This is a genomic window from Acinetobacter sp. YH12069, assembly GCF_013419675.1.
In the GTDB taxonomy this organism is placed as follows: domain Bacteria; phylum Pseudomonadota; class Gammaproteobacteria; order Pseudomonadales; family Moraxellaceae; genus Acinetobacter; species Acinetobacter amyesii.
Genome location: NZ_VOZS01000011.1, coordinates 62797 through 84348, shown reverse-complemented (window position 1 = coordinate 84348; position 21552 = coordinate 62797). Strand labels below are relative to the sequence as shown.

General features: G+C 43.0%; 16 protein-coding genes and 5 tRNA genes. 20 read left to right on the top strand and 1 reads right to left on the bottom strand.

What is annotated here, in order from left to right:
* Positions 1–10 precede the first annotated feature (10 nt).
* The 20 genes from gspD to FTU16_RS09840 all read left to right on the top strand — a co-directional run bounded on the left by gspD (position 11) and on the right by FTU16_RS09840 (position 20925).
* Positions 11–2242: a type II secretion system secretin GspD gene (gene gspD / locus FTU16_RS09935; RefSeq protein WP_180163168.1), complete on the top strand. Its 2232-nt coding sequence runs from the start codon at positions 11–13 to the stop codon at positions 2240–2242.
* Positions 2243–2319: 77 nt separating this feature from the next.
* A complete protein-coding gene (locus FTU16_RS09930; RefSeq protein WP_180163167.1) occupies positions 2320–3069 on the top strand; it encodes an FHA domain-containing protein in 750 nt (249 codons plus the stop codon).
* 77 nt (positions 3070–3146) lie between these two features.
* Positions 3147–3815 (top strand): phosphoglycolate phosphatase, encoded by a 669-nt coding sequence (locus tag FTU16_RS09925; protein WP_180163166.1) that lies wholly within the window; start codon positions 3147–3149, stop codon positions 3813–3815.
* 117 nt (positions 3816–3932) lie between these two features.
* Positions 3933–5426: an anthranilate synthase component I gene (gene trpE, locus FTU16_RS09920; RefSeq protein WP_078193306.1), complete on the top strand. Its 1494-nt coding sequence runs from the start codon at positions 3933–3935 to the stop codon at positions 5424–5426.
* A gap of 98 nt (positions 5427–5524) precedes the next feature.
* Positions 5525–5600 (top strand) — tRNA-Thr (locus FTU16_RS09915).
* 54 nt (positions 5601–5654) lie between these two features.
* Positions 5655–5738: transfer RNA gene (locus FTU16_RS09910), tRNA-Tyr, on the top strand.
* 38 nt (positions 5739–5776) lie between these two features.
* Positions 5777–5852 (top strand) — tRNA-Gly (locus tag FTU16_RS09905).
* A 23-nt stretch (positions 5853–5875) separates the two neighbouring features.
* A tRNA-Thr gene (locus FTU16_RS09900) sits at positions 5876–5950 on the top strand.
* Positions 5951–6104: 154 nt separating this feature from the next.
* A complete protein-coding gene (gene tuf / locus FTU16_RS09895) occupies positions 6105–7295 on the top strand; it encodes an elongation factor Tu (RefSeq protein WP_078190047.1) in 1191 nt (396 codons plus the stop codon).
* A gap of 55 nt (positions 7296–7350) precedes the next feature.
* Positions 7351–7426, top strand: a tRNA-Trp gene (locus tag FTU16_RS09890).
* Between the two features lie 76 nt (positions 7427–7502).
* On the top strand, positions 7503–7943 hold the full coding sequence (gene secE, locus FTU16_RS09885; protein ID WP_078189832.1) for a preprotein translocase subunit SecE: 441 nt from the start codon (positions 7503–7505) through the stop codon (positions 7941–7943).
* Between the two features lie 7 nt (positions 7944–7950).
* On the top strand, positions 7951–8484 hold the full coding sequence (gene nusG / locus FTU16_RS09880) for a transcription termination/antitermination protein NusG (RefSeq protein WP_078189831.1): 534 nt from the start codon (positions 7951–7953) through the stop codon (positions 8482–8484).
* 115 nt (positions 8485–8599) lie between these two features.
* The gene (gene rplK, locus FTU16_RS09875) at positions 8600–9028 is read left to right on the top strand and encodes a 50S ribosomal protein L11 (protein ID WP_004868049.1); all 429 of its coding nucleotides are present in this window, start codon (positions 8600–8602) and stop codon (positions 9026–9028) included.
* 3 nt (positions 9029–9031) lie between these two features.
* On the top strand, positions 9032–9727 hold the full coding sequence (gene rplA, locus FTU16_RS09870) for a 50S ribosomal protein L1 (RefSeq protein WP_078189830.1): 696 nt from the start codon (positions 9032–9034) through the stop codon (positions 9725–9727).
* A gap of 349 nt (positions 9728–10076) precedes the next feature.
* Positions 10077–10583 (top strand): 50S ribosomal protein L10, encoded by a 507-nt coding sequence (rplJ, locus tag FTU16_RS09865; protein WP_078189829.1) that lies wholly within the window; start codon positions 10077–10079, stop codon positions 10581–10583.
* 48 nt (positions 10584–10631) lie between these two features.
* Entirely contained in the window at positions 10632–11003 is a 372-nt protein-coding gene (rplL, locus tag FTU16_RS09860) for a 50S ribosomal protein L7/L12 (RefSeq protein WP_078189828.1), read from the top strand.
* 304 nt (positions 11004–11307) lie between these two features.
* Positions 11308–15396 (top strand): DNA-directed RNA polymerase subunit beta, encoded by a 4089-nt coding sequence (gene rpoB / locus FTU16_RS09855; RefSeq protein ID WP_180063747.1) that lies wholly within the window; start codon positions 11308–11310, stop codon positions 15394–15396.
* 140 nt (positions 15397–15536) lie between these two features.
* A complete protein-coding gene (gene rpoC, locus FTU16_RS09850; protein WP_180007037.1) occupies positions 15537–19736 on the top strand; it encodes a DNA-directed RNA polymerase subunit beta' in 4200 nt (1399 codons plus the stop codon).
* Between the two features lie 159 nt (positions 19737–19895).
* The gene (locus tag FTU16_RS09845; RefSeq protein WP_180007039.1) at positions 19896–20438 is read left to right on the top strand and encodes a hypothetical protein; all 543 of its coding nucleotides are present in this window, start codon (positions 19896–19898) and stop codon (positions 20436–20438) included.
* A gap of 130 nt (positions 20439–20568) precedes the next feature.
* On the top strand, positions 20569–20925 hold the full coding sequence (locus FTU16_RS09840) for a DNA transfer protein p32 (protein ID WP_078192840.1): 357 nt from the start codon (positions 20569–20571) through the stop codon (positions 20923–20925).
* A 50-nt stretch (positions 20926–20975) separates the two neighbouring features.
* On the opposite strand, the gene FTU16_RS09835 is transcribed toward FTU16_RS09840, so the two are convergent.
* Positions 20976–21458, bottom strand: a complete 483-nt coding sequence (locus tag FTU16_RS09835; RefSeq protein ID WP_078189823.1) for a DUF4442 domain-containing protein — start codon at positions 21456–21458, stop codon at positions 20976–20978.
* Positions 21459–21552: the final 94 nt, after the last annotated feature.

The following is a 21552-nucleotide window of genomic DNA, read 5'->3' as shown; positions in this document are numbered from 1 at the left end:
ACAGGCGTATATGGCTTTATTTAATAATAACCGTTCAACTTTAGCTGCCTATGCCATGGTGCCCTTGGTTGCTATGGTCAGCACAGCAAGTTATGCACAAACATGGAAAATCAATTTACGTGATGCAGATCTTACGGCATTCATTAATGAAGTCGCAGATATCACGGGGAAAAATTTTGCAGTTGATCCACGGGTACGAGGAAATGTAACGGTTATTTCCAATAAGCCTTTAAATAAAAATGAAGTCTATGACCTGTTTCTCGGTGTATTGAATGTCAATGGCGTGGTGGCGATTCCATCGGGCAACACCATTAAACTGGTTCCAGACAGTAATGTAAAAAGCTCGGGCATTGCTTATGATGCGCGCCACCGTGCGTCTGGAGACCAAATTGTCACCCGAGTAATTTGGCTTGATAACACCAATGCCAACGACTTAATTCCAGCCCTACGTCCACTGATGCCGCAATTTGCACATTTGTCAGCAGTGGCGGGGACCAATGCGCTGATCGTCTCAGACCGTGCTAGTAATATTTACCAGCTCGAAACGATTATTCGTAATTTAGATGGAACGGGTCAAAATGATATCGAAGCCGTGACGCTGCAATCGAGTCAGGCCGAAGAAATGATTGGGCTGTTAGAGTCGATGAGTTCGACCGGCGCATCAAAAGACCCGAAAGGTTCACGAATTCGTATTATTGCGGACAATCGAACCAATCGTATTATCATTAAAGGTGATACAGCGACACGTAAGCGTATTCGTAAGATTATTGAGACCTTAGATGTGCCTGCGGCAGATCGATTGGGTGGATTGAAAGTTTTTCGTCTAAAGTATGCAAGTGCAAAAAACTTGTCGGAAATCTTACAAGGCTTGGTCACGGGGCAGGCCGTTTCGAGTACGAATTCATCGAATAGCTCAAATAGCAGCACGATGAACAGTTTAATGAATGATAGTAACAGTTCAAATTCACAGTCATTCAGTTCACAAAACAACACCAGTTCTGGCATTAACCTCAACAGCAATAACTCTTCCAATAATACGCAAAACGGTATCTCAAGTTTTAACGCCAATGGCGTGAGTATTATTGCTGATGCAACACAAAATGCACTGATTGTAAAAGCAGATCCGCAGCTCATGCGAGAAATTGAATCTGCGATTCAGCAGCTCGATATTCGTCGTCAGCAAGTGCTGATCGAAGCGGCGATTATTGAAGTTGAAGGCACGGATACCGATCAGCTCGGTGTGCAATGGGCGTTGGGAGATATCAGTAGTGGTATCGGCTTAATTAACTTTGATAACTTTGGTTCTAGTTTAAAAAATATTGCCGCAGGATATTTAACTGGCGGCGCTGCGGGTGCAGGTAGCGCGGTGAGTGCCGGTACTTCTTTAGTTCTTGGTGATTATCGTGAAGGCAGTGATGGTTCGCGCAAACTCTATGGTGCGATGATTCAGGCCTTAAAAGAAAAAACCAAATCCAATTTATTATCTACACCGTCGATAGTGACGATGGACAACGAAGAAGCCTATATTGTGGTGGGTGAAAACGTTCCATTTGTGACAGGTTCTGTCACCACCAATGGTGGTACAGCCAATCCGTATACATCGATTGAGCGTAAAGATGTCGGTGTTACTTTGAAAGTTGTGCCGCATATTGGTGATGGCGGCTCGGTGCGTTTAGAGGTCGAGCAAGAAGTTTCTGATGTAAAAGACAATAAAGGTCAAGCGTCGGACTTAGTTACGACTAAACGTGCGATTAAAACCTCGATCTTGGCAGAGCATGGTCAAACGATTGTGTTGGGTGGTTTGATCTCGGACAATACATTGCATGGACGTCAATCGGTTCCGGGGTTGGGGGCTATTCCTGTACTCGGCAAACTCTTTAGCTCGGAAGGAAAATCCAACAGTAAACGTAATTTGCTGATCTTTATTCATCCGACTATTGTTGGAAATTCTGCCGATGTGAAGAAAATGTCTCAGCAGCGCTACAGTCAGCTCTATAGTCTGCAACTGGCACTGGATAATGACGGTAATTTTGCGAAATTACCTGAAAATGTTGATGATGTGTATCAGCAGCGCATACCTGTTTCAAAGGGTATAGCACCAGCCCCTGTGTATAAGACGGTACCCACAGCACCACAAACGACACAGCCAGCGGCAGTGGTCTCCACGCCAGTCGCCATTGAGCCTGCAGTAAAGCGCCAAACCATTACTGTACCAAATGGCAAAGTAGTGGGCACGCCTTAGGTGAGACAGCAGGGTGGTTTAGCTTTAAAACCACAGCATGCTATGATGAAAAAAACGAGCAATAGAGAATTAACTTCATGACTTGGAAAATTCAAGCAATTTCTGGTGATTTAACAGGACAAGAAATTAGTATTGAGCGAGATATGTTGGTGGGTCGTCATCAACAAGCAGATATTGTTTTGCAAGAATCTGATGTATCGCGTAAACATGCTGCCTTTGTACTGAAAGATCAGGCACTCTGGTTACAAGATCTTAATTCATCCAATGGGACGTTTATTAATGATGTTCGTTTGACTGGTGAATCACTTTTAAAAGAAGGTGATATTGTACAGTTTGCCAGTGTGAAGTTTAGTGTATTGGCTCCAGCTAAAGCTGTTCAGATTCCAGCGGATATCGAACAAAGCATTGAAGCATTGCAAACAGAAGAAATTACACCTGTTCAGCAGCCGTCTGAAGCTGTTGCAGTTTCTGAAACTGTGGCACAAGAGTCTGTAGCAAACACGTCTGAGACTAAGGCACAAGAGCCTGTCGTTAAAACCGCAGCACAACAAATGAATGATCAAGGTATGCCAGAGTTGAAAGAGCGCGATGGCTCGGTTCAATTGACTCGTGATGGTATGCCGACTAATGTAGGTGTGCCTAAACCTGCACCAATTCCTGAGGGAATTGACGTAACTGCTGTTCCGAAAAATGAAGAATGTGATGTAAAAATTCCAGCGACATGTGTAGAGCAAGAGCGTGAAGCGCAAAAAAATGCCTCTGTGGGCTTAATCTCAGTCATTGTTTTAATCATTCTTGCAATTATTGCATGGGTCTTGTTTAAATAAACCGAGACATTCCTCAAAAGGCATGCATGGGCATGCCTTTTTTATGGGGAAAATTTACAAAAAAATAGAGGGACATTATGTTTGAAATTCGTTTAGCAGAACGCCAAATGATTTTATTTGATCTGGATGGAACGCTAGTCGATTCAGCATCTGACTTACATCGTGCGATGAATATGAGTCTAAATGCGTTGCAATTACCGTTGGTCACAGAAGCGCAGGTGCGAAACTGGATTGGGAAAGGAACTTCATTGTTTTGTCATAGCGTACTTGAATACTTGACCGGAAAGGTTGATGCCGCACAGCACCACCTTTTACTGGAAACTTTTCTAAAGATTTACAATGCAGATCCTTGTGTTTTGACGCAGCCCTTTGACGGCATTCTAGAGTTCTTGGATTGGGCAAAAGCAGAAGAGAAAATTCTGATTTGTGTGACCAATAAACCAGAGCAACCGGCACGCAGTATTGTGCAGGCACTAGGTATGCATGATTACTTTGATGATGTGATAGGTGGAGATCGTTTTGAAGAGCGTAAACCACATCCCAAGCAGCTAGAGTATTGTGCGGAGCATTATGCCTTGCCGAAACAGCAAATTTTGATGGTGGGTGATTCTGTCAATGATGTAGAGGCAGCACGTCGTGCGGGTATTGATTGTATTGTGGTCAGCTATGGCTATAATCATGGTGAAAATATTCGAGAGTGTCAGCCGCAGCACGTGGTTGATAACTTAAAAGAATTATTGGGTTGAAATAAGTAGGGTTAAGGAAGTGAAAATGAGCAAGTGTGTAGTATTTCGATGGCGTCACTCAATCAGCATGAGAAGAAATTAACTGAAATTGACCACGCGAAATATAGAGAAACCCAAATGACTACACAAACTCAATTTGAACAACTGAAAACTGCTGGATATAACTTGATTCCGGTATATCGTCAGCGCTTGGCAGATACAGAAACTCCGCTGTCTGTCTTTGCGCGATTAAAACAACATAAACAAGCCTATTTATTTGAATCTGTAGAGGGTGGCGAAAACTGGGCGCGTTACTCCATTATTGGCTTGGGCGAGTCCACCGTATTTTCGTGTAATGAAGGGCAGTTGACCGTTCAACATGCTGATGGCTCGGTTGAAAAACAACAATGTGCTGACCCATTTCAATACATTCGTGACTTCCAAGCACAATATAAAGTGCCTACACAGCAAGATTTGCCAGCGTTGCCGAGCTTTACCGGTGGATTGGTTGGATACTTTGGTTATGATGCTGTACGTTATATCGAACCAAAGCTCAATAACGTTCCAGAAGCTGACCCGGTCGGGATTCCGGATATTTGGATGATGCTATCAAAAACCGTCATCGTCTTTGATAACCTTAAGGATACCTTATTCTTAATTGTGCATGCCGATGTAAATGATGCTGAGGCCTATACCAAGGCGCAGCAACAATTGGATGAGCTAGAAGAACTTTTGGCAACCCCAATTGCACTCAAAGCAAATAAGCATACTGCACCACAGTTTGAATCCATCACTGGACATGACAATTTTATTGATTCTATTGCGAAAGTAAAAGAGTACATTAAGGCCGGTGATGTGATGCAGGTTGTGCCGGGCCATCGTATGGTATCCGATTTTGATGGTGAGCCTTTGCAGGTCTATCGTGCACTACGTCACCTCAATCCATCGCCATATTTGTTCTTGGTGCAAGGGCAGACACTAGAAAATGACATTCCTTTTCATATCGTCGGTTCATCACCTGAAATTTTGTCCCGTTTAGAAAATGGTGTGGCAACAGTTCGTCCTTTGGCGGGAACGCGACCACGGGGTAAAACAAAAGAAGAAGATTTAGCGCTAGAAAAAGATTTGCTATCTGATGAAAAAGAAATTGCAGAGCATTTGATGTTGATCGATTTGGGGCGAAATGATGTTGGACGCGTTTCTAAAATCGGTAAAGTTCACGTGACTGATCAAATGGTGATCGAACGTTATTCGCATGTCATGCACATTGTGTCAAATGTGCAAGGTGAAGTACGTGATGATGTCGATGCTTTGGATGTTTTTAAGGCAACATTCCCTGCGGGTACGCTTTCAGGCGCACCAAAAATCCGTGCTATGGAAATTATTGACGAAGTTGAACCAGTAAAACGTGGAATTTTTGGTGGTGCTGTTGGTTATTTAGGCTGGCATGGCGAAATGGACATGTCGATTGCGATTCGTACCTGTGTAATTCGTGAAAATAAGGTCTATGTTCAAGCTGGAGCAGGGGTGGTGTACGACTCAAATCCTGAATCAGAGTGGAATGAAACCCAAATAAAAGCTCGCGCAGTGATCAAAGCGGTTGAATTATCATCAAATGGATTGATTTTATGAGTTTTTCACGTTTTTTTTAGAAAAAACACTTGCAAGGATTTCAAGATTTGCTAAACTGCACACCGTTCCGATACGAAACGTACGAAACACTAAGAAACGCCGGCATAGCTCAGTTGGTAGAGCAACTGACTTGTAATCAGTAGGTCCACAGTTCGAATCCGTGTGCCGGCACCATCTTAGAAAGTTTGAGAGTGAGTAGAAAGAACGACACTGAAGTAAGTGTAAAATGGTGAGGTTCCCGAGCGGTCAAAGGGGGCGGACTGTAACTCCGCTACGAAAGTTTCGAAGGTTCGAATCCTTCCCTCACCACCAATTTTAAGACTTCAATAAGTGGTTTGTACCAACATCGTGCGGGAGTAGCTCAGTTGGTAGAGCGGTAGCCTTCCAAGCTACATGTCGCGAGTTCGACCCTCGTCTCCCGCTCCATATCTATTGAAGTGCTTATATTTGCTCTTATAGCTCAGTGGTAGAGCACTCCCTTGGTAAGGGAGAGGTCTCGAGTTCAAATCTCGATAAGAGCTCCAGATTTTACAGTTTAGCAACTTTAAATGTTGCACAAGATTCCAGAAGCAGGCTTTTTAGTCTGCTTTTCAAGTATTGGGTGTTTATTTTTTTAGGCGATATGTCGGAGCTGGGTTTTACTCAGAATTGTGTTCGACGTAAACGAGGAAGAAAAGCATGGCTAAGGCTAAGTTTGAACGTAATAAGCCACACGTTAACGTGGGCACAATCGGTCACGTTGACCATGGTAAAACGACTTTAACAGCTGCAATTGCAACTGTATGTGCAAAAAAATTCGGCGGTGAAGCGAAAGATTACGCTGCAATCGACTCTGCACCAGAAGAAAAAGCACGTGGTATTACAATTAATACTTCACACGTAGAATACGATTCTCCAATCCGTCACTACGCTCACGTAGACTGCCCAGGTCACGCCGATTATGTTAAAAACATGATTACTGGTGCTGCGCAAATGGATGGTGCGATCCTTGTATGTGCTGCGACTGATGGTCCAATGCCACAAACTCGTGAACACATCCTTCTTTCTCGTCAGGTAGGTGTACCTTACATCGTTGTATTCTTAAACAAATGCGACCTTGTTGACGACGAAGAACTTCTTGAATTAGTAGAAATGGAAGTTCGTGAACTTCTTTCTACTTATGACTTCCCAGGCGACGACACTCCAGTAATCCGTGGTTCTGCTCTTGCAGCGCTTAACGGTGAAGCTGGTCAATACGGCGAAGACGCTGTAGTTGCTCTTGTTGAAGCTCTTGACTCTTACATCCCAGAGCCAGAACGTGCTATCGACCTTGCATTCCTTATGCCAATCGAAGACGTATTCTCAATTTCAGGTCGTGGTACAGTAGTAACTGGCCGTGTTGAAACTGGTATCGTGAAAGTAGGCGAAGAAGTTGAAATCGTTGGTATTAAAGATACAGTTAAAACAACTGTAACTGGCGTAGAAATGTTCCGTAAACTTCTTGACGAAGGTCGTGCGGGCGAGAACTGTGGTGTTCTTCTACGTGGTACTAAACGTGAAGACGTTCAACGTGGTCAAGTACTTGCTAAACCAGGTACAATCAAACCGCATACTAAATTCGACGCAGAAGTATACGTACTTTCTAAAGACGAAGGTGGTCGTCATACTCCATTCCTTAACGGTTACCGTCCACAGTTCTACTTCCGTACAACTGACGTAACTGGTGCAATCGCGCTTAAAGAAGGCGTTGAAATGGTTATGCCTGGTGACAACGTAGAAATGTCAGTAGAATTAATCCACCCAATCGCAATGGACGCTGGCTTACGCTTCGCGATCCGTGAAGGTGGCCGTACAGTTGGTGCGGGTGTTGTTTCTAAAGTAACTGCATAATATAATACAGTTATCTTTGTACAGATCGAGAGTTTCGACTCTCGATTTGCTCTGCAGGTCAGTAGTTCAATTGGTAGAGCGTCGGTCTCCAAAACCGAATGTTGGGGGTTCGAGTCCCTCCTGGCCTGCCAAATTTTTTTAAAAAGAAGCTTGATGCTGGCTCAACTGGTCATATAATAAGTCGCGAATCCTACGACGAGTACAAAAATGTCGAATGATAAATCGCGTGACGCATTAAGCGACGCGCCAATTCCTCAAAGAAATAATCCTGCTGAAGTTGTTAATTCTGGTTCCCCTTTAGACTATGTTCTGTGGGTTATCGCGTTGATTTTACTCGGTAGTTCTATGATGGTGAATCAACATTTGCCAGCATACTGGGCACCAGCGAATGATGTCTGGGTCCGTGTTGGGGTAATTTTGGCTTGTATCATCGTGGCTTTAGGTTTATTATACGCCACCCATCAAGGCAAAGGCTTTGTTCGATTGTTGAAAGATGCTCGAATTGAGTTACGTCGAGTGACTTGGCCAACCAAGCAAGAGACCATGACCACATCTTGGCAGGTACTTGCGGTAGTCTTAGTGGCATCTATTTTATTATGGTGCTTTGACTATGCTTTGAGCTGGTTAATGAAGTTTATTATCGGGTAAGAGAGCTATGAAACGTTGGTACATTATTCATGCCTATTCAGGCTATGAAAAACAAGTGTTACGCTCACTTAATGATCGAATCCAGCGTAGCGCTGTAGCCGATAGCTTTGGTGAAGTCCTTGTCCCTACTGAAGAAGTAGTGGAAATGAAGGATGGTAAGAAACGTAAATCTGAGCGTAAATTCTTTCCAGGCTATGTGTTAGTCGAAATGGAAATGAATGATGAAACTTGGCACATTGTTAAAGAATGTCCAAAAGTATTAGGTTTCATTGGTGGTACTGCAGAAAAACCTGCACCAATTACGCAAAAAGAAGCTGATGCGATTCTTGCACGTGTACGCAATACTGGCGAAGCACCTCGTCCTAAGACGATGTTTGAACCAGGTGAAGAATTACTCGTAATTGACGGTCCATTCACCGACTTTAAAGGCGTGGTGGAAGAAGTTCTATACGATAAGTCACGTTTAACGTTGACGATTAATGTATTTAATCGACCAACTCAAGTTGAACTGGAATTTCGCCAAGTCGAAAAATCAGTTTAATTTAACTTGGTTGATAAACGCCCGATTTGTTATGAGTCGGGCATTGTTGTTGTAACGGTATCGTTACTTAAATGTATGGGGAGCCTAGCGGCGTTAGTACCCAGAGGTAATTGAAATGGCTAAGAAGATTGACGGCTATATCAAGCTGCAAGTTCCAGCTGGTAAAGCAAATCCATCTCCACCGATTGGTCCTGCACTAGGTCAACGTGGTGTTAACATCATGGCATTCTGTAAAGAATTCAATGCTGCGACACAAAAAGTTGAAGCTGGTCTTCCAATTCCAGTAGTGATCACTGTGTACAACGACAAGTCGTTCACATTCATCATGAAAACTCCTCCTGCTGCGATTCTTCTTAAGAAAGCTGCGGGCATCCAAAAGGGTTCAGCTGTACCTAACAAGACTAAAGTTGGTAAGTTGACTCGCGCTCAATTAGAAGAAATTGCGACTACTAAAGAACCAGATCTTACTGGTGCTGATTTAGACGCACGTGTACGTACCATTGCTGGTTCTGCGCGTTCTATGGGCTTGGAAGTGGAGCTATAAGACATGGCTAAATTAACTAAACGTCAAAAAGCCATTGTTGCTGCTGTTGAAGCTAACAAAGTTTACACTTTGGAAGAAGCAGTTGCAGTTCTTAACGGCCTTCCAGCAGTAAAATTCAAAGAATCTTTGGATGTTGCTGTAAACCTAGGTGTTGATCCTCGTAAATCTGACCAAGTTGTTCGTGGCGCGACTACACTTCCTGCAGGTACTGGTAAAACTGTACGTGTAGCTGTGTTTGCTCAAGGCGCTGCTGCTGAAGCTGCTAAAGCTGAAGGCGCGGACGTTGTTGGTTTTGATGATCTTGCTGAAAGCATCCAAGCGGGTAACCTTGACTTTGACGTAGTAATTGCAGCTCCGGATGCAATGCGCGTTGTTGGTAAGTTGGGTACGATTCTTGGTCCACGTGGCTTAATGCCAAACCCTAAAGTGGGTACTGTAACTCCTGACGTAGCTTCTGCTGTTAAAAACGCGAAAGCTGGTCAAGCACGTTACCGTGTAGACAAAGCTGGTATTATCCACGCTGCGATCGGTCAAGTAGGTTTCACTGCTGAAGCTGTTCGTTCAAACGTTGAAGCTCTTGTAGCTGACCTTAAGAAAGCAAAACCTGCTACTTCTAAAGGTGTTTACATCCAAAAGATCACTTTAAGCTCAACTATGGGTCCTGGTCTTGTTGTTGATGTAGCAAACGTTTCTAAATAAGTTTCGACTTATTACAGAATTTTAAAGCCCTGAGTAATATTTAAAGCGCTGCTTTAAATATTACGCAAGATAGAAATTAAGCTTCATTCGAAGCACAGCTTCTCATCTTGCGGGTCGGCAAAGCATGCTTTGCTGATCGCCCCTCAGGCAAACTTTGAATTGATAAATTTAGATTTATCAGCGTCAAAGACCTCAGGCGAGGGGAGTTTTATGCTTTCTTCTTAATAGCCCAGCCTGAGTAGACGCGGTGGTGTGATTTGTTCCTCCTCCGCGTGTTGGTTCAGTGATGAGCTAACGAATTGGGAGTGCATCTGTATAGGTGCATAAATCACCGTTAGGAGGTTTTACAATGGCTCTTCTTATCGAAGGCAAAAAACAGATCGTAGCTGAAGTAACTGAAGTTGCTTCTACTGCGTATGCTGCTGTTGTTGCTGACTATCAAGGTTTAACTGTTGAGCAATTAACTGCTCTACGTGTTGAAGCTCGTAAACTAGGTGTTGCTACTCGCGTAGTTCGTAACACTTTGGCTAAACGTGCTCTTCAAGATACTCAATTCAATATCTTGAGCGACAACCTTGTTGGCCCAACAATCTTAGCTTTCTCAACTTCTGAAGACGACATGGGCGCAGCTGCTCGTTTGTTCGAAGAATTTGCTAAAACTAATAAAGCATTTGAACTTAAAGCTGCTGCATTTGACGGTAAAGTTTATCAAGGTGCTGAAGTTAGCGTTATCGCGAACCTTCCAAACCAAGAGAAAGCGCTTACTATGCTTGCAAGCGTTCTTCAAGCTCCTATTTCGAAATTGGGTCGCCTTATTACAGCGCTCAAAGAGAAAAACGAGTCAGAAGCTGCTTAAGCTTAAATCAATTTACACACCATTCAATACCCATTTGGAGTTACTCTCATGGCTTTAACAAACGAAGAAATCTTAAACGCAGTTGCTGAAAAAACTGTTCTTGAACTTGTTGAACTTATTTCTGCTTTCGAAGAAAAATTCAACGTATCTGCTGCTGCTGTAGCAGTTGCTGCTGCTCCTGGCGCTGCTGGTGCTGCTGCTGAAGAACAATCAGAATTCAACGTTGAGTTGACTTCTTTCGGTGCTAACAAAGTTGCTGTAATTAAAGCAGTTCGTGAAGCTACTGGCCTTGGTCTTAAAGAAGCTAAAGATCTTGTTGAAAGCGCTCCTTCAGTTCTTAAAGAAGGCGTTTCTAAAGAAGAAGGCGAAGAACTTAAGAAAAAACTTGAAGAAGCTGGTGCTACAGTTACACTTAAGTAATCTTAAGGGGAGTCGATTTTTTTATAATCGGCTCCAAAAAATGGCTGGTGGCCCTTGGGTCATCAGCCTTTTTGCGTTACAATAATCGGCTCGATTTTTGTTTGCATGATATAAAAATCATACAAATTAAAAATAATTTATAAAACCAAACGCTTACCAATATTTTTCAGTAAAAAAATATTGTTAAGCGTTTTAATACCACTAAAAATTGCAGCATTTGTGAAAGTGGTGGCCATATCGGCCTGCGTAATTCCTTCTAAGTTCGTTCTGCAGGCGGACTTAGTTTACTTTCCGAGGACTCCAGATGGCATACTCATATACCGAAAAGAAACGGATCCGTAAGAATTTTGGTAAATTGCCCAAGGTAATGGATGTTCCGTACTTGCTCGCGATTCAAGTCGACTCGTACCGAACTTTCCTTCAAGACGGCAAAACTCCAAAAAACCGCGAAGATATCGGTCTCCAAGCCGCATTTCGTTCAGTTTTTCCTATTGAAAGTTATTCTGGCAATGCTGCTTTAGAATTTGTTGAGTATAGTCTTGGTAAGCCTGAATTTGATGTGCGCGAATGTATTCTTCGTGGCTCAACTTATGCGGCGCCAATGCGTGTAAAAATTCGTCTGATCATTAAAGATCGCGAAACTAAAACAATCAAAGATGTGCGTGAGCAAGAAGTCTACATGGGTGAAATGCCACTTATGACAGACAACGGTACCTTTGTGATCAATGGTACTGAGCGTGTAATCGTATCTCAATTACACCGTTCACCAGGTGTATTCTTTGACCACGATAAAGGCAAAACTCACTCTAGCGGTAAAGTTCTTTACTCTGCTCGTATCATTCCTTACCGTGGTTCATGGTTAGACTTTGAATTCGATGCAAAAGATCTTGTATATGTTCGTATTGACCGTCGTCGTAAATTACTTGCGACTGTTGTGCTTCGTGCCTTGGGTTATAACAACGAACAAATCCTAGACATGTTCTACGAAAAAGTACCTGTATATCTTGATATGGGTAGCTATCAAATTGACTTGGTTCCAGAACGTCTACGTGGCGAAATGGCACAGTTTGATATCGTGGGTACAGACGGTAAGACAATTGTTGAACAAGGTAAACGTATTAACGCGCGCCATGTTCGTCAAATGGAAGCAGCAGGTCTTGAAAAACTTTCTGTTCCTGATGAATACCTATATGAACGTATTGTTGCTGAAGATGTAACGTTACGTGATGGCGAAGTAATTGCTGCAAATACAGTACTAAGCCATGAAATTATGGTGAAATTGGCTGAAGGCGGCGTTAAACAATTCAACGTACTTTATACCAATGACATCGACCGTGGCCCATTCATTGCGGACTCTTTACGTGCAGATACTACAACTGGTCGTGAAGAAGCACTTGTAGAAATCTACAAAGTGATGCGTCCGGGTGAGCCACCAACAAAAGAAGCTGCTGAAAACTTATTCAACAATTTATTCTTCTCTTCTGAACGTTATGACTTATCACCAGTAGGTCGTATGAAGTTCAACCGTCGTTTGGGTCGTCCTTACGAAGTGGGTACGGATCAGAAGTCTCGTGAAGTTGAAGGTATTCTTTCGAACGAAGACATCACTGATGTATTGAAAACATTAGTTGAAATCCGTAACGGTAAAGGTGAAGTCGATGATATCGATCACTTGGGTAACCGTCGTGTTCGTTCTGTTGGTGAAATGACAGAAAACCAATTCCGTGTTGGTCTAGTTCGTGTTGAACGTGCTGTTAAAGAACGTTTATCTCAAGCTGAAACTGATAACTTGTCTCCGCAAGATTTAATCAATGCGAAACCAGTTGCTGCTGCAATCAAAGAATTCTTTGGTTCAAGCCAGTTGTCTCAGTTCATGGACCAAAACAACCCGTTGTCTGAAATTACACACAAACGTCGTGTATCAGCATTGGGCCCAGGTGGTTTGACTCGTGAGCGTGCGGGCTTCGAAGTACGTGACGTACATCAAACTCATTATGGTCGTGTATGTCCAATCGAGACTCCTGAAGGTCCAAACATTGGTTTGATCAACTCACTTTCTGTTTATGCGAAATGTAATAACTTCGGTTTCTTGGAAACTCCATACCGTAAAGTTGTTGATGGTCGTGTAACGGATGACGTTGAATACCTTTCTGCGATTGAAGAAGTAGGTACTGTGATTGCACAGGCCGATTCTGGTATCGATAAAGACGGTAACTTAACTGAAGAATTCGTATCTGTACGTCACCAAGGTGAATTCGTACGTATTCCACCAGAAAAAGTAACGCATATGGATGTATCTGCTCAGCAGGTTGTATCTGTAGCGGCATCACTTATTCCGTTCCTTGAACACGATGATGCCAACCGTGCATTGATGGGTTCAAACATGCAGCGTCAGGCTGTTCCTACATTACGTGCTGACAAACCGCTTGTTGGTACAGGTATGGAAGCAAACGTAGCGCATGACTCGGGTGTGTGTGTACTTGCGAAACGTGGTGGTCGTATTGAATTCGTTGATGCTTCTCGTGTCGTTATTCGTGTAAACGAAGAAGAGATGGTGGCAGGCGAAGCAGGTGTAGATATCTACAACCTGATCAAATACACACGTTCGAACCAAAATACATGTATCAACCAAAACGTTGTTGTACGTTTAGGTGATAAAGTTGCACGTGGTGACGTTCTTGCTGATGGTCCATCAACAGATGGCGGTGAATTGGCATTGGGTCAAAACATGCGTGTAGCGTTCATGACTTGGAACGGTTACAACTACGAAGACTCGATCTTACTATCAGAGCGTGTACTTCAAGAAGATCGTTTAACGTCTATCCACATCCAAGAGCTTTCATGTGTTGCACGTGATACCAAATTGGGTGCTGAAGAAATTACAGCGGATATCCCGAACGTGGGTGAAGCTGCACTTTCTAAATTGGATGAATCAGGTATCGTTTATATCGGTGCTGAAGTAACTGCTGGTGACATTCTTGTAGGTAAAGTAACGCCTAAAGGTGAAACTCAGTTAACTCCGGAAGAAAAATTGCTTCGCGCAATCTTCGGTGAAAAAGCGGCTGACGTAAAAGACTCTTCATTACGTGTATCTTCATCTGTGAAAGGTACTGTAATTGACGTTCAAGTATTTACACGTGACGGTCTTGAAAAAGACGAACGTGCTCAAGCAATTGAGAAAGCACAACTTGATGCTTACCGTAAAGACTTGAAAGAAGAATACAAAATCTTCGAAGAAGCGGCTCGTGAACGTATTGTTCGTCTATTGAAAGGTCAAGAATCTAACGGTGGCGGTACAACTAAACGCGGTGACAAATTAACTGAAGAGTTATTGTCTGGTCTTGAGTTGGTTGATCTTATTGAAATCCAACCAGTCGACGAAGCGATTGCTGAACGTTTAACTCAAATTCAAGTGTTCTTGAAAGAGAAGAGCCTTGAAATTGACGAGAAATTTGCAGAGAAAAAACGCAAACTTTCTACAGGCGATGAACTGACAACTGGCGTATTGAAAGTTGTTAAAGTTTACTTGGCTGTAAAACGTCGCATCCAACCGGGTGATAAAATGGCGGGTCGTCACGGTAACAAAGGTGTTGTATCTAACATCTTACCTGTAGAAGACATGCCACACGATGCAAACGGTGTTCCAGTTGATGTTGTACTTAACCCACTGGGTGTGCCATCACGTATGAACGTGGGTCAGATTCTTGAAACTCACTTGGGTATGGCGGCTAAAGGTCTTGGCGATCAAATCGACAAGATGATGAAAGAGCAGCGTACTGTACTTGAGCTTCGTGATTTCTTAGACAAGATTTATAACAAAGTTGGTGGCGAACAAGAAGATCTTGATAGCTTGACTGATGAAGAAATCTTGGTGCTTTCAGGTAACTTGCGTAAAGGTGTTCCTTTAGCAACACCAGTATTTGATGGTGCTGAAGAATCACAAATCAAAGAATTGTTAGAACTTGGTGGCATTTCACGTACTGGTCAAACAGTATTGTATGATGGTCGTACAGGTGAACGTTTTGACCGTCCTGTAACTGTAGGTTACATGTACATGTTGAAACTGAACCACTTGGTAGACGACAAGATGCATGCGCGTTCTACTGGTTCTTACTCTCTAGTAACTCAACAGCCGCTTGGTGGTAAAGCACAATTCGGTGGTCAGCGTTTCGGTGAGATGGAAGTATGGGCACTCGAAGCTTACGGTGCAGCATACACACTTCAAGAAATGCTTACTGTGAAGTCGGATGACGTTGAAGGTCGTACCCGTATCTATAAGAACATTGTAGATGGTAACCATTACATGGACCCAGGTATGCCTGAATCGTTCAACGTATTGACCAAAGAGATCCGTTCTTTAGGTATCAACATTGAACTGAAAAATGGTGACTAATTAGCTCCATTGAATCTCCCTTGCGAAGCAGTGCTTCTCACCTCTTTAATCAAGAGGGGCAAGGGGGATTTCTCAGTTAAAAAACAATATTTGTGACCCAGTTGTGAAGTGAAAATCTCCACAACACACGGAGAAAAAAATTGAAAGACTTGCTCGATATCATGCGCAAAAAGACGGATTCAGACGGTCATGCTCCTGTAGAGTTTGATCGCATCCGTATTGGTCTTGCGTCACCAGAAATGATTAAGTCGTGGTCTCATGGTGAAGTTAAAAAGCCTGAAACCATTAACTACCGTACGTTCAAACCTGAACGTGATGGTTTATTCTGTGCCAAAATCTTTGGTCCAGTAAAAGATTACGAATGCTTGTGTGGTAAATACAAGCGTATGAAATACAAGGGCGTCATTTGTGAAAAATGTGGCGTTGAAGTAACAACTGCAAAAGTACGTCGTGAGCGTATGGGTCATATTGACCTTGCTTCTCCAGTTGCGCATATTTGGTTCTTAAAATCACTTCCTAGCCGTATTGGTCTGCTTTTAGACATGACTTTACGTGATATCGAACGTGTATTGTATTTCGAATCATACGTTGTAACTGACCCAGGTATGACTCCACTTGAGAAATACCAACTTCTAAACGATGAAGAATACTTCACGGCTTTAGAAGAACACGGTGATGAATTCACTGCGAAAATGGGTGCAGAAGCAGTTCAAGATTTGTTGAAAGACATCGATCTTGAAGCTGAAATTTCACGTCTTCGTGAAGAAATTCCAAATACAACTTCAGAAACGAAGCTTAAAAAAGCCTCTAAACGTCTGAAATTGATGGAAGCGTTCAAAGAGTCGAACAACAAGCCAGAATGGATGGTGATGAATGTACTTCCAGTACTTCCACCTGATCTTCGTCCGTTGGTTCCTCTAGAAGGTGGTCGTTTTGCGACTTCTGACTTGAACGATCTTTACCGTCGTGTAATCAACCGTAACAACCGTTTAAAACGTCTTCTAGACCTTGCAGCACCAGACATTATCGTACGTAACGAAAAACGTATGTTACAAGAGTCTGTAGATGCATTGCTTGATAACGGTCGTCGTGGTCGCGCAATTACCGGTTCGAACAAACGTCCTCTTAAATCTTTGGCAGACATGATCAAAGGTAAACAAGGTCGTTTCCGTCAAAACTTATTGGGTAAACGTGTCGATTACTCTGGTCGTTCGGTAATTACTGTAGGTCCAACTTTACGTCTGCACCAATGTGGTCTTCCGAAAAAAATGGCGCTTGAATTATTCAAACCATTCATTTTCGCGAAACTACAAGCGTCTGGCCAAGCGACAACCATTAAAGCTGCGAAAAAAATGGTTGAGCGTGAAACTCCAGAAGTTTGGGATGTACTTGCTCACGTAATTCGTCAACATCCAGTGATGTTGAACCGTGCGCCTACACTTCACCGTTTGGGTCTTCAAGCATTTGAACCAACCCTGATTGAAGGTAAAGCAATCCGTCTTCATCCGTTAGTTTGTGCGGCATTTAACGCCGACTTCGACGGTGACCAAATGGCGGTACACGTACCATTAACACTTGAAGCTCAGTTAGAAGCTCGTGCGTTAATGATGTCAACAAACAACATTCTTTCTCCTGCGAACGGTGAGCCAATCATCGTACCTTCTCAGGACGTTGTCTTAGGCTTGTACTACATCACTCGTGATGCGATCAATGCCAAAGGTGAAGGCATGGTGTTTGCGGATACTGACGAAGTAAACCGTGCACTTGCAACAGGTCAAGTTGATTTACACGCTCGCGTAAAAGCACGTGTACACCAAACTGTCATTGACGAAAATGGTAACCGTGAACAACAAACCATTGTTGTAGACACAACTCCAGGTCGTTGTTTACTTTGGGAAGTTGTACCTGAAGGTATGGATTTCCAACAAATCAACGTTGAGATGACTAAAAAGAACATCTCTAAATTGATCAACTCTTGCTACCGTAAATTAGGTCTAAAAGATACTGTTATCTTCGCTGACCAATTGATGTACTTGGGCTTCCGTCAAGCGACTCACTCAGGTGTGTCTGTAGGTATGGAAGACATGTTGATTCCGCCACAAAAACAAGCAATTATCGAAAAAGCTGAAGTTGAAGTTCGCGAAATTGAACAACAATTTGAACAAGGTTTCGTAACTGCCGGCGAACGTTATAACAAAGTTGTCGATATTTGGGCGCGTACAAACGACCAAGTAGCGAAAGCGATGATGGACAACTTGTCTTTCACTACTGTTAAAAACAAACAGGGTGAAGACGAGAAACAAAAATCATTCAACTCGATCTATATGATGTCTGACTCAGGTGCCCGTGGTTCGGCAGCTCAGATTCGTCAGTTAGCGGGTATGCGTGGTTTGATGGCGAAACCAGATGGTTCGATCATTGAAACACCAATTAAAGCAAACTTCCGTGAAGGTTTGACTGTACTTCAGTACTTCATTTCAACACACGGTGCACGTAAAGGTTTGGCCGATACTGCATTGAAAACTGCGAACTCAGGTTACTTGACTCGTCGTTTGGTTGACGTTGCACAAGACTTGGTAATTACTGAGCCAGATTGTGGTACTTTCGACGGTCTTGTAATGACTCCGTTCATTCAAGGTGGCGATGTCATCGAGAACTTAGGTACTCGAGTATTGGGTCGTGTACTTGCTGAAGATGCGAAGAAACCAGGTTCGGATGATGTGATTCTTCCACGTAATACTTTAATCGACGAAAAACTTGCAAACTACTTAGAAGAGCAAGGTGTCGATGAAGTGAAAGTACGTTCAGTTGTAAACTGTGAATCTACTTTCGGTGTATGTGCGAAATGTTACGGTCGTGACCTTGCTCGCGGTCACTTGGTGAATCCAGGTGAATCTGTGGGTGTAATGGCTGCTCAATCAATTGGTGAGCCAGGTACACAGTTAACAATGCGTACGTTCCACGTAGGTGGTGCTGCGAGCCGAACTTCTGCTGCTAACAGCGTACAAGTTCGTAACAAAGGTACAGTACGTTTCCACAATGTGAAAACAGTACAACACGCTAAAGGTCACTTGGTATCAACTTCACGTTCAGGTGAAATCGGTATCGCAGATGACATCGGTCGTGAACGCGAACGTTACAAAATTCCATACGGTGCTTCAATCATCATTAAAGATGGAGAAGCTGTGGAAGCTGGCGGTATCGTAGCGACTTGGGATCCGCATACACATCCACTTGTTACCGAAGTTGCAGGTAAAGTGCGTTTCAGCCAAATCGCTGATGGCGTAACTGTGACATCGAAAACTGATGATGCAACAGGTATGACTACAATCGAAATCTTACCAGTGACTTCACGTCCTGCGTCAGGTAAAGATATGCGTCCAGCGGTTGTATTGGATACAACTGATGGTGGCGAACAGTTCTACTTCTTGCCACAAAATACGATTCTGACTGTTCGTGATGGCGAAACAATTGGTGTCGGTGACGTAATTGGTCGTGTACCACAAGAATCTTCACGTACTCGTGATATTACCGGTGGTCTTCCACGCGTAGCTGACTTGTTCGAAGCACGTAAACCGAAAGAACACGCGATCCTTGCTGAAATTTCAGGTATCGTAAGCTTCGGTAAAGAGACCAAAGGTAAGAACCGTCTTGTGATTACTCCGGATGATGGCTCTGAGATTTACGAAGAGCTAATTCCGAAATGGCGTACGATTAACGTGTTCGAAGGCGAGCATGTGAACCGTGGTGAAACCATTTCTGATGGTCCGCAAAACCCACACGACATCTTACGTTTGAAAGGCGAAGTTGCACTGACAAACTACATCGTGAACGAAGTTCAGGACGTATACCGTCTGCAAGGTGTAAAAATCAACGACAAGCATATTGAAGTGATCGTACGTCAAATGCTTCGTAAAGTTGAAATCACTGACGGTGGTGATACAAGCTTCATCAAAGGCGAGCAAGTGGAATACATCCGCGTTGTTCAAGAAAACCAAGCTGTGGCAGCTCAGAACAAGTTTCCAGCGAAGTTTGAACGTCAATTGATGGGTATTACCAAAGCGTCGCTTTCTACTGACTCGTTCATTTCTGCTGCATCGTTCCAGGAAACAACTCGTGTGTTAACTGAAGCTGCTGTAACAGGTAAAGAAGATGAATTACGTGGTCTGAAAGAAAACGTAGTTGTAGGTCGTCTGATCCCAGCGGGTACAGGTTTGGCTTACCACTTAGAACGTCGTCGTCAGGAGTCTGAAGCTGCAGAGCTTGAGCTTCACAATGATTTCTCTGATGTAGATCAAGCATTAAGCCAAGCATTTAGCGATGAATTTAACGGTCTTTAATTAGCCCTTAAATTATTCAAAAAAGCCACCTTTGGGTGGCTTTTTTTATGCGGATGAATTGAAAATTAAAGCTTTCCTAATGTTGATTTATTTCCTATAGTAAAAATAGAACATAACAAATCTCTTGATTTTTAAACTTAAACATAACGGGGTCTTTTGATGAAATTCGCACAGCAATTATTCGCAGTTTCTGCATTATTCAGCTCATTGACAGCGATTGCTGCACCTATGCCCAATTCGATTGTGGTAGAAGATAAAGCTGTAGTTCCAGTACTAAAAACAGAAGTGATTCGCCGTGTTGCAGGTCAAGAACCTGTACGCCAAGTGACTGCAACAGTGTTAGAAATGACCAATAAAGGTCAGGATATCGTGGCACGTGAAATTGAACTTTCTGATCACCAAGGTGATTTTTCTGAAAAGAAATTATCGATTCCTGTACTACAGCGTGGTGGTGTCATCGTCCCGACCTCTAAAATTGAAACCAAGACTACGGTGAAGCAGGACGGTCAGATTATTCGTCAAAACACCAATATTGATGCAGAAGGTGTAGAGTTTAAGAAAGGGCAAGACCCGATTAAACGCACGCTAAAACTAGATCAGGCAACAGATCCAGAAAGCAAAGCCAAACTCTCTCATGCTGTGCTGACTGAAAATGGTGAAACCACAAAAGATTTGATGATTTTGGATGAAAATCCTGAGTGATTTGTGAGCGATTAGGCGTCGTTTTTTACAAAATGCAGCATTTATGCTCCAAGCCGTAACAAGCTATATTTAATTGTTTCATACAATGGTTTTAGAATCATAGGTATTGAAGAAGACAAGGAACATCACAATGAAAAAAGTAATGAGCGTATGCGCAGTCGCGATGATGTCGACCCTAATGCTTGCTGGTTGTGAAAGTATGTCGCCCAATGAACAGCGTATTGGTGCTGCAGCTTTAGGTGGTGCCATTGGTGGTGGTGTGGGTAATAATGTCGGTGGTGGTGTAGGTGCAGCCGTTGGTGGTGGCGCTGGTGCAGCTGTTGGTAGTAAAACTCAAAACGGTTCAAACCGAAATGCTACATATAGTGGTGTAGGTGGTGCGATTGGTTCTGCAGTCGGTAAAAGTATCTTTGGTGGTAATACCGGTGCTGCGATTGGTGGTGCAATCGGTGGTGGCGCAGGTGCTGCAATTGAGCAAAATCGCTAGTCCAATCCGATAAATTTGAATGAAAAGGCGCTTAAAGATAAGCGCCTTTTTTATTTGCGTGGACGGGGTTGCTTGCGACGAATGTATAGGGTTTTTTGAACTTCAGCGATACGTAAGCCTGCTTCATCAAAAATATTTAAGCTATAGTTCCGTAGTACAGGTGCGTGGTTATCTGCTAAGTTTTTAATATGATTGATTTCATTTGGGTCGAGCTGGATGTCAGCGTATACCGTTCCACGCCCGGGAGATAAAAATTGGATATTTGCCGCTTTGTCCCACACGATATAACGTGAGCCAAGGTGATGCATCAAAATCAACATATAAAATGGGTCAACCATTGAATATAGACTACCGCCAAAATGTACACCGACAATATTTTGATTTTTTCGAGTTAATGGCATTTTGACGCGAATGTGATAATTGGCGAGATCAATTTTATCAATCGAAATGCCAGCACCTTTATAAGGGGCATAATGATTGAGTAAGAATTTAGAGACAATAGGCATTGTCATTATTTTCTGGATTATGCTCATACTGGGTCAATTTTTTTTTATGCTGAACTTTGCATACTAAATGAGTTTCAAAACTGTGGCATTGATCACATTGCCCATGTTCACAAATAAAACG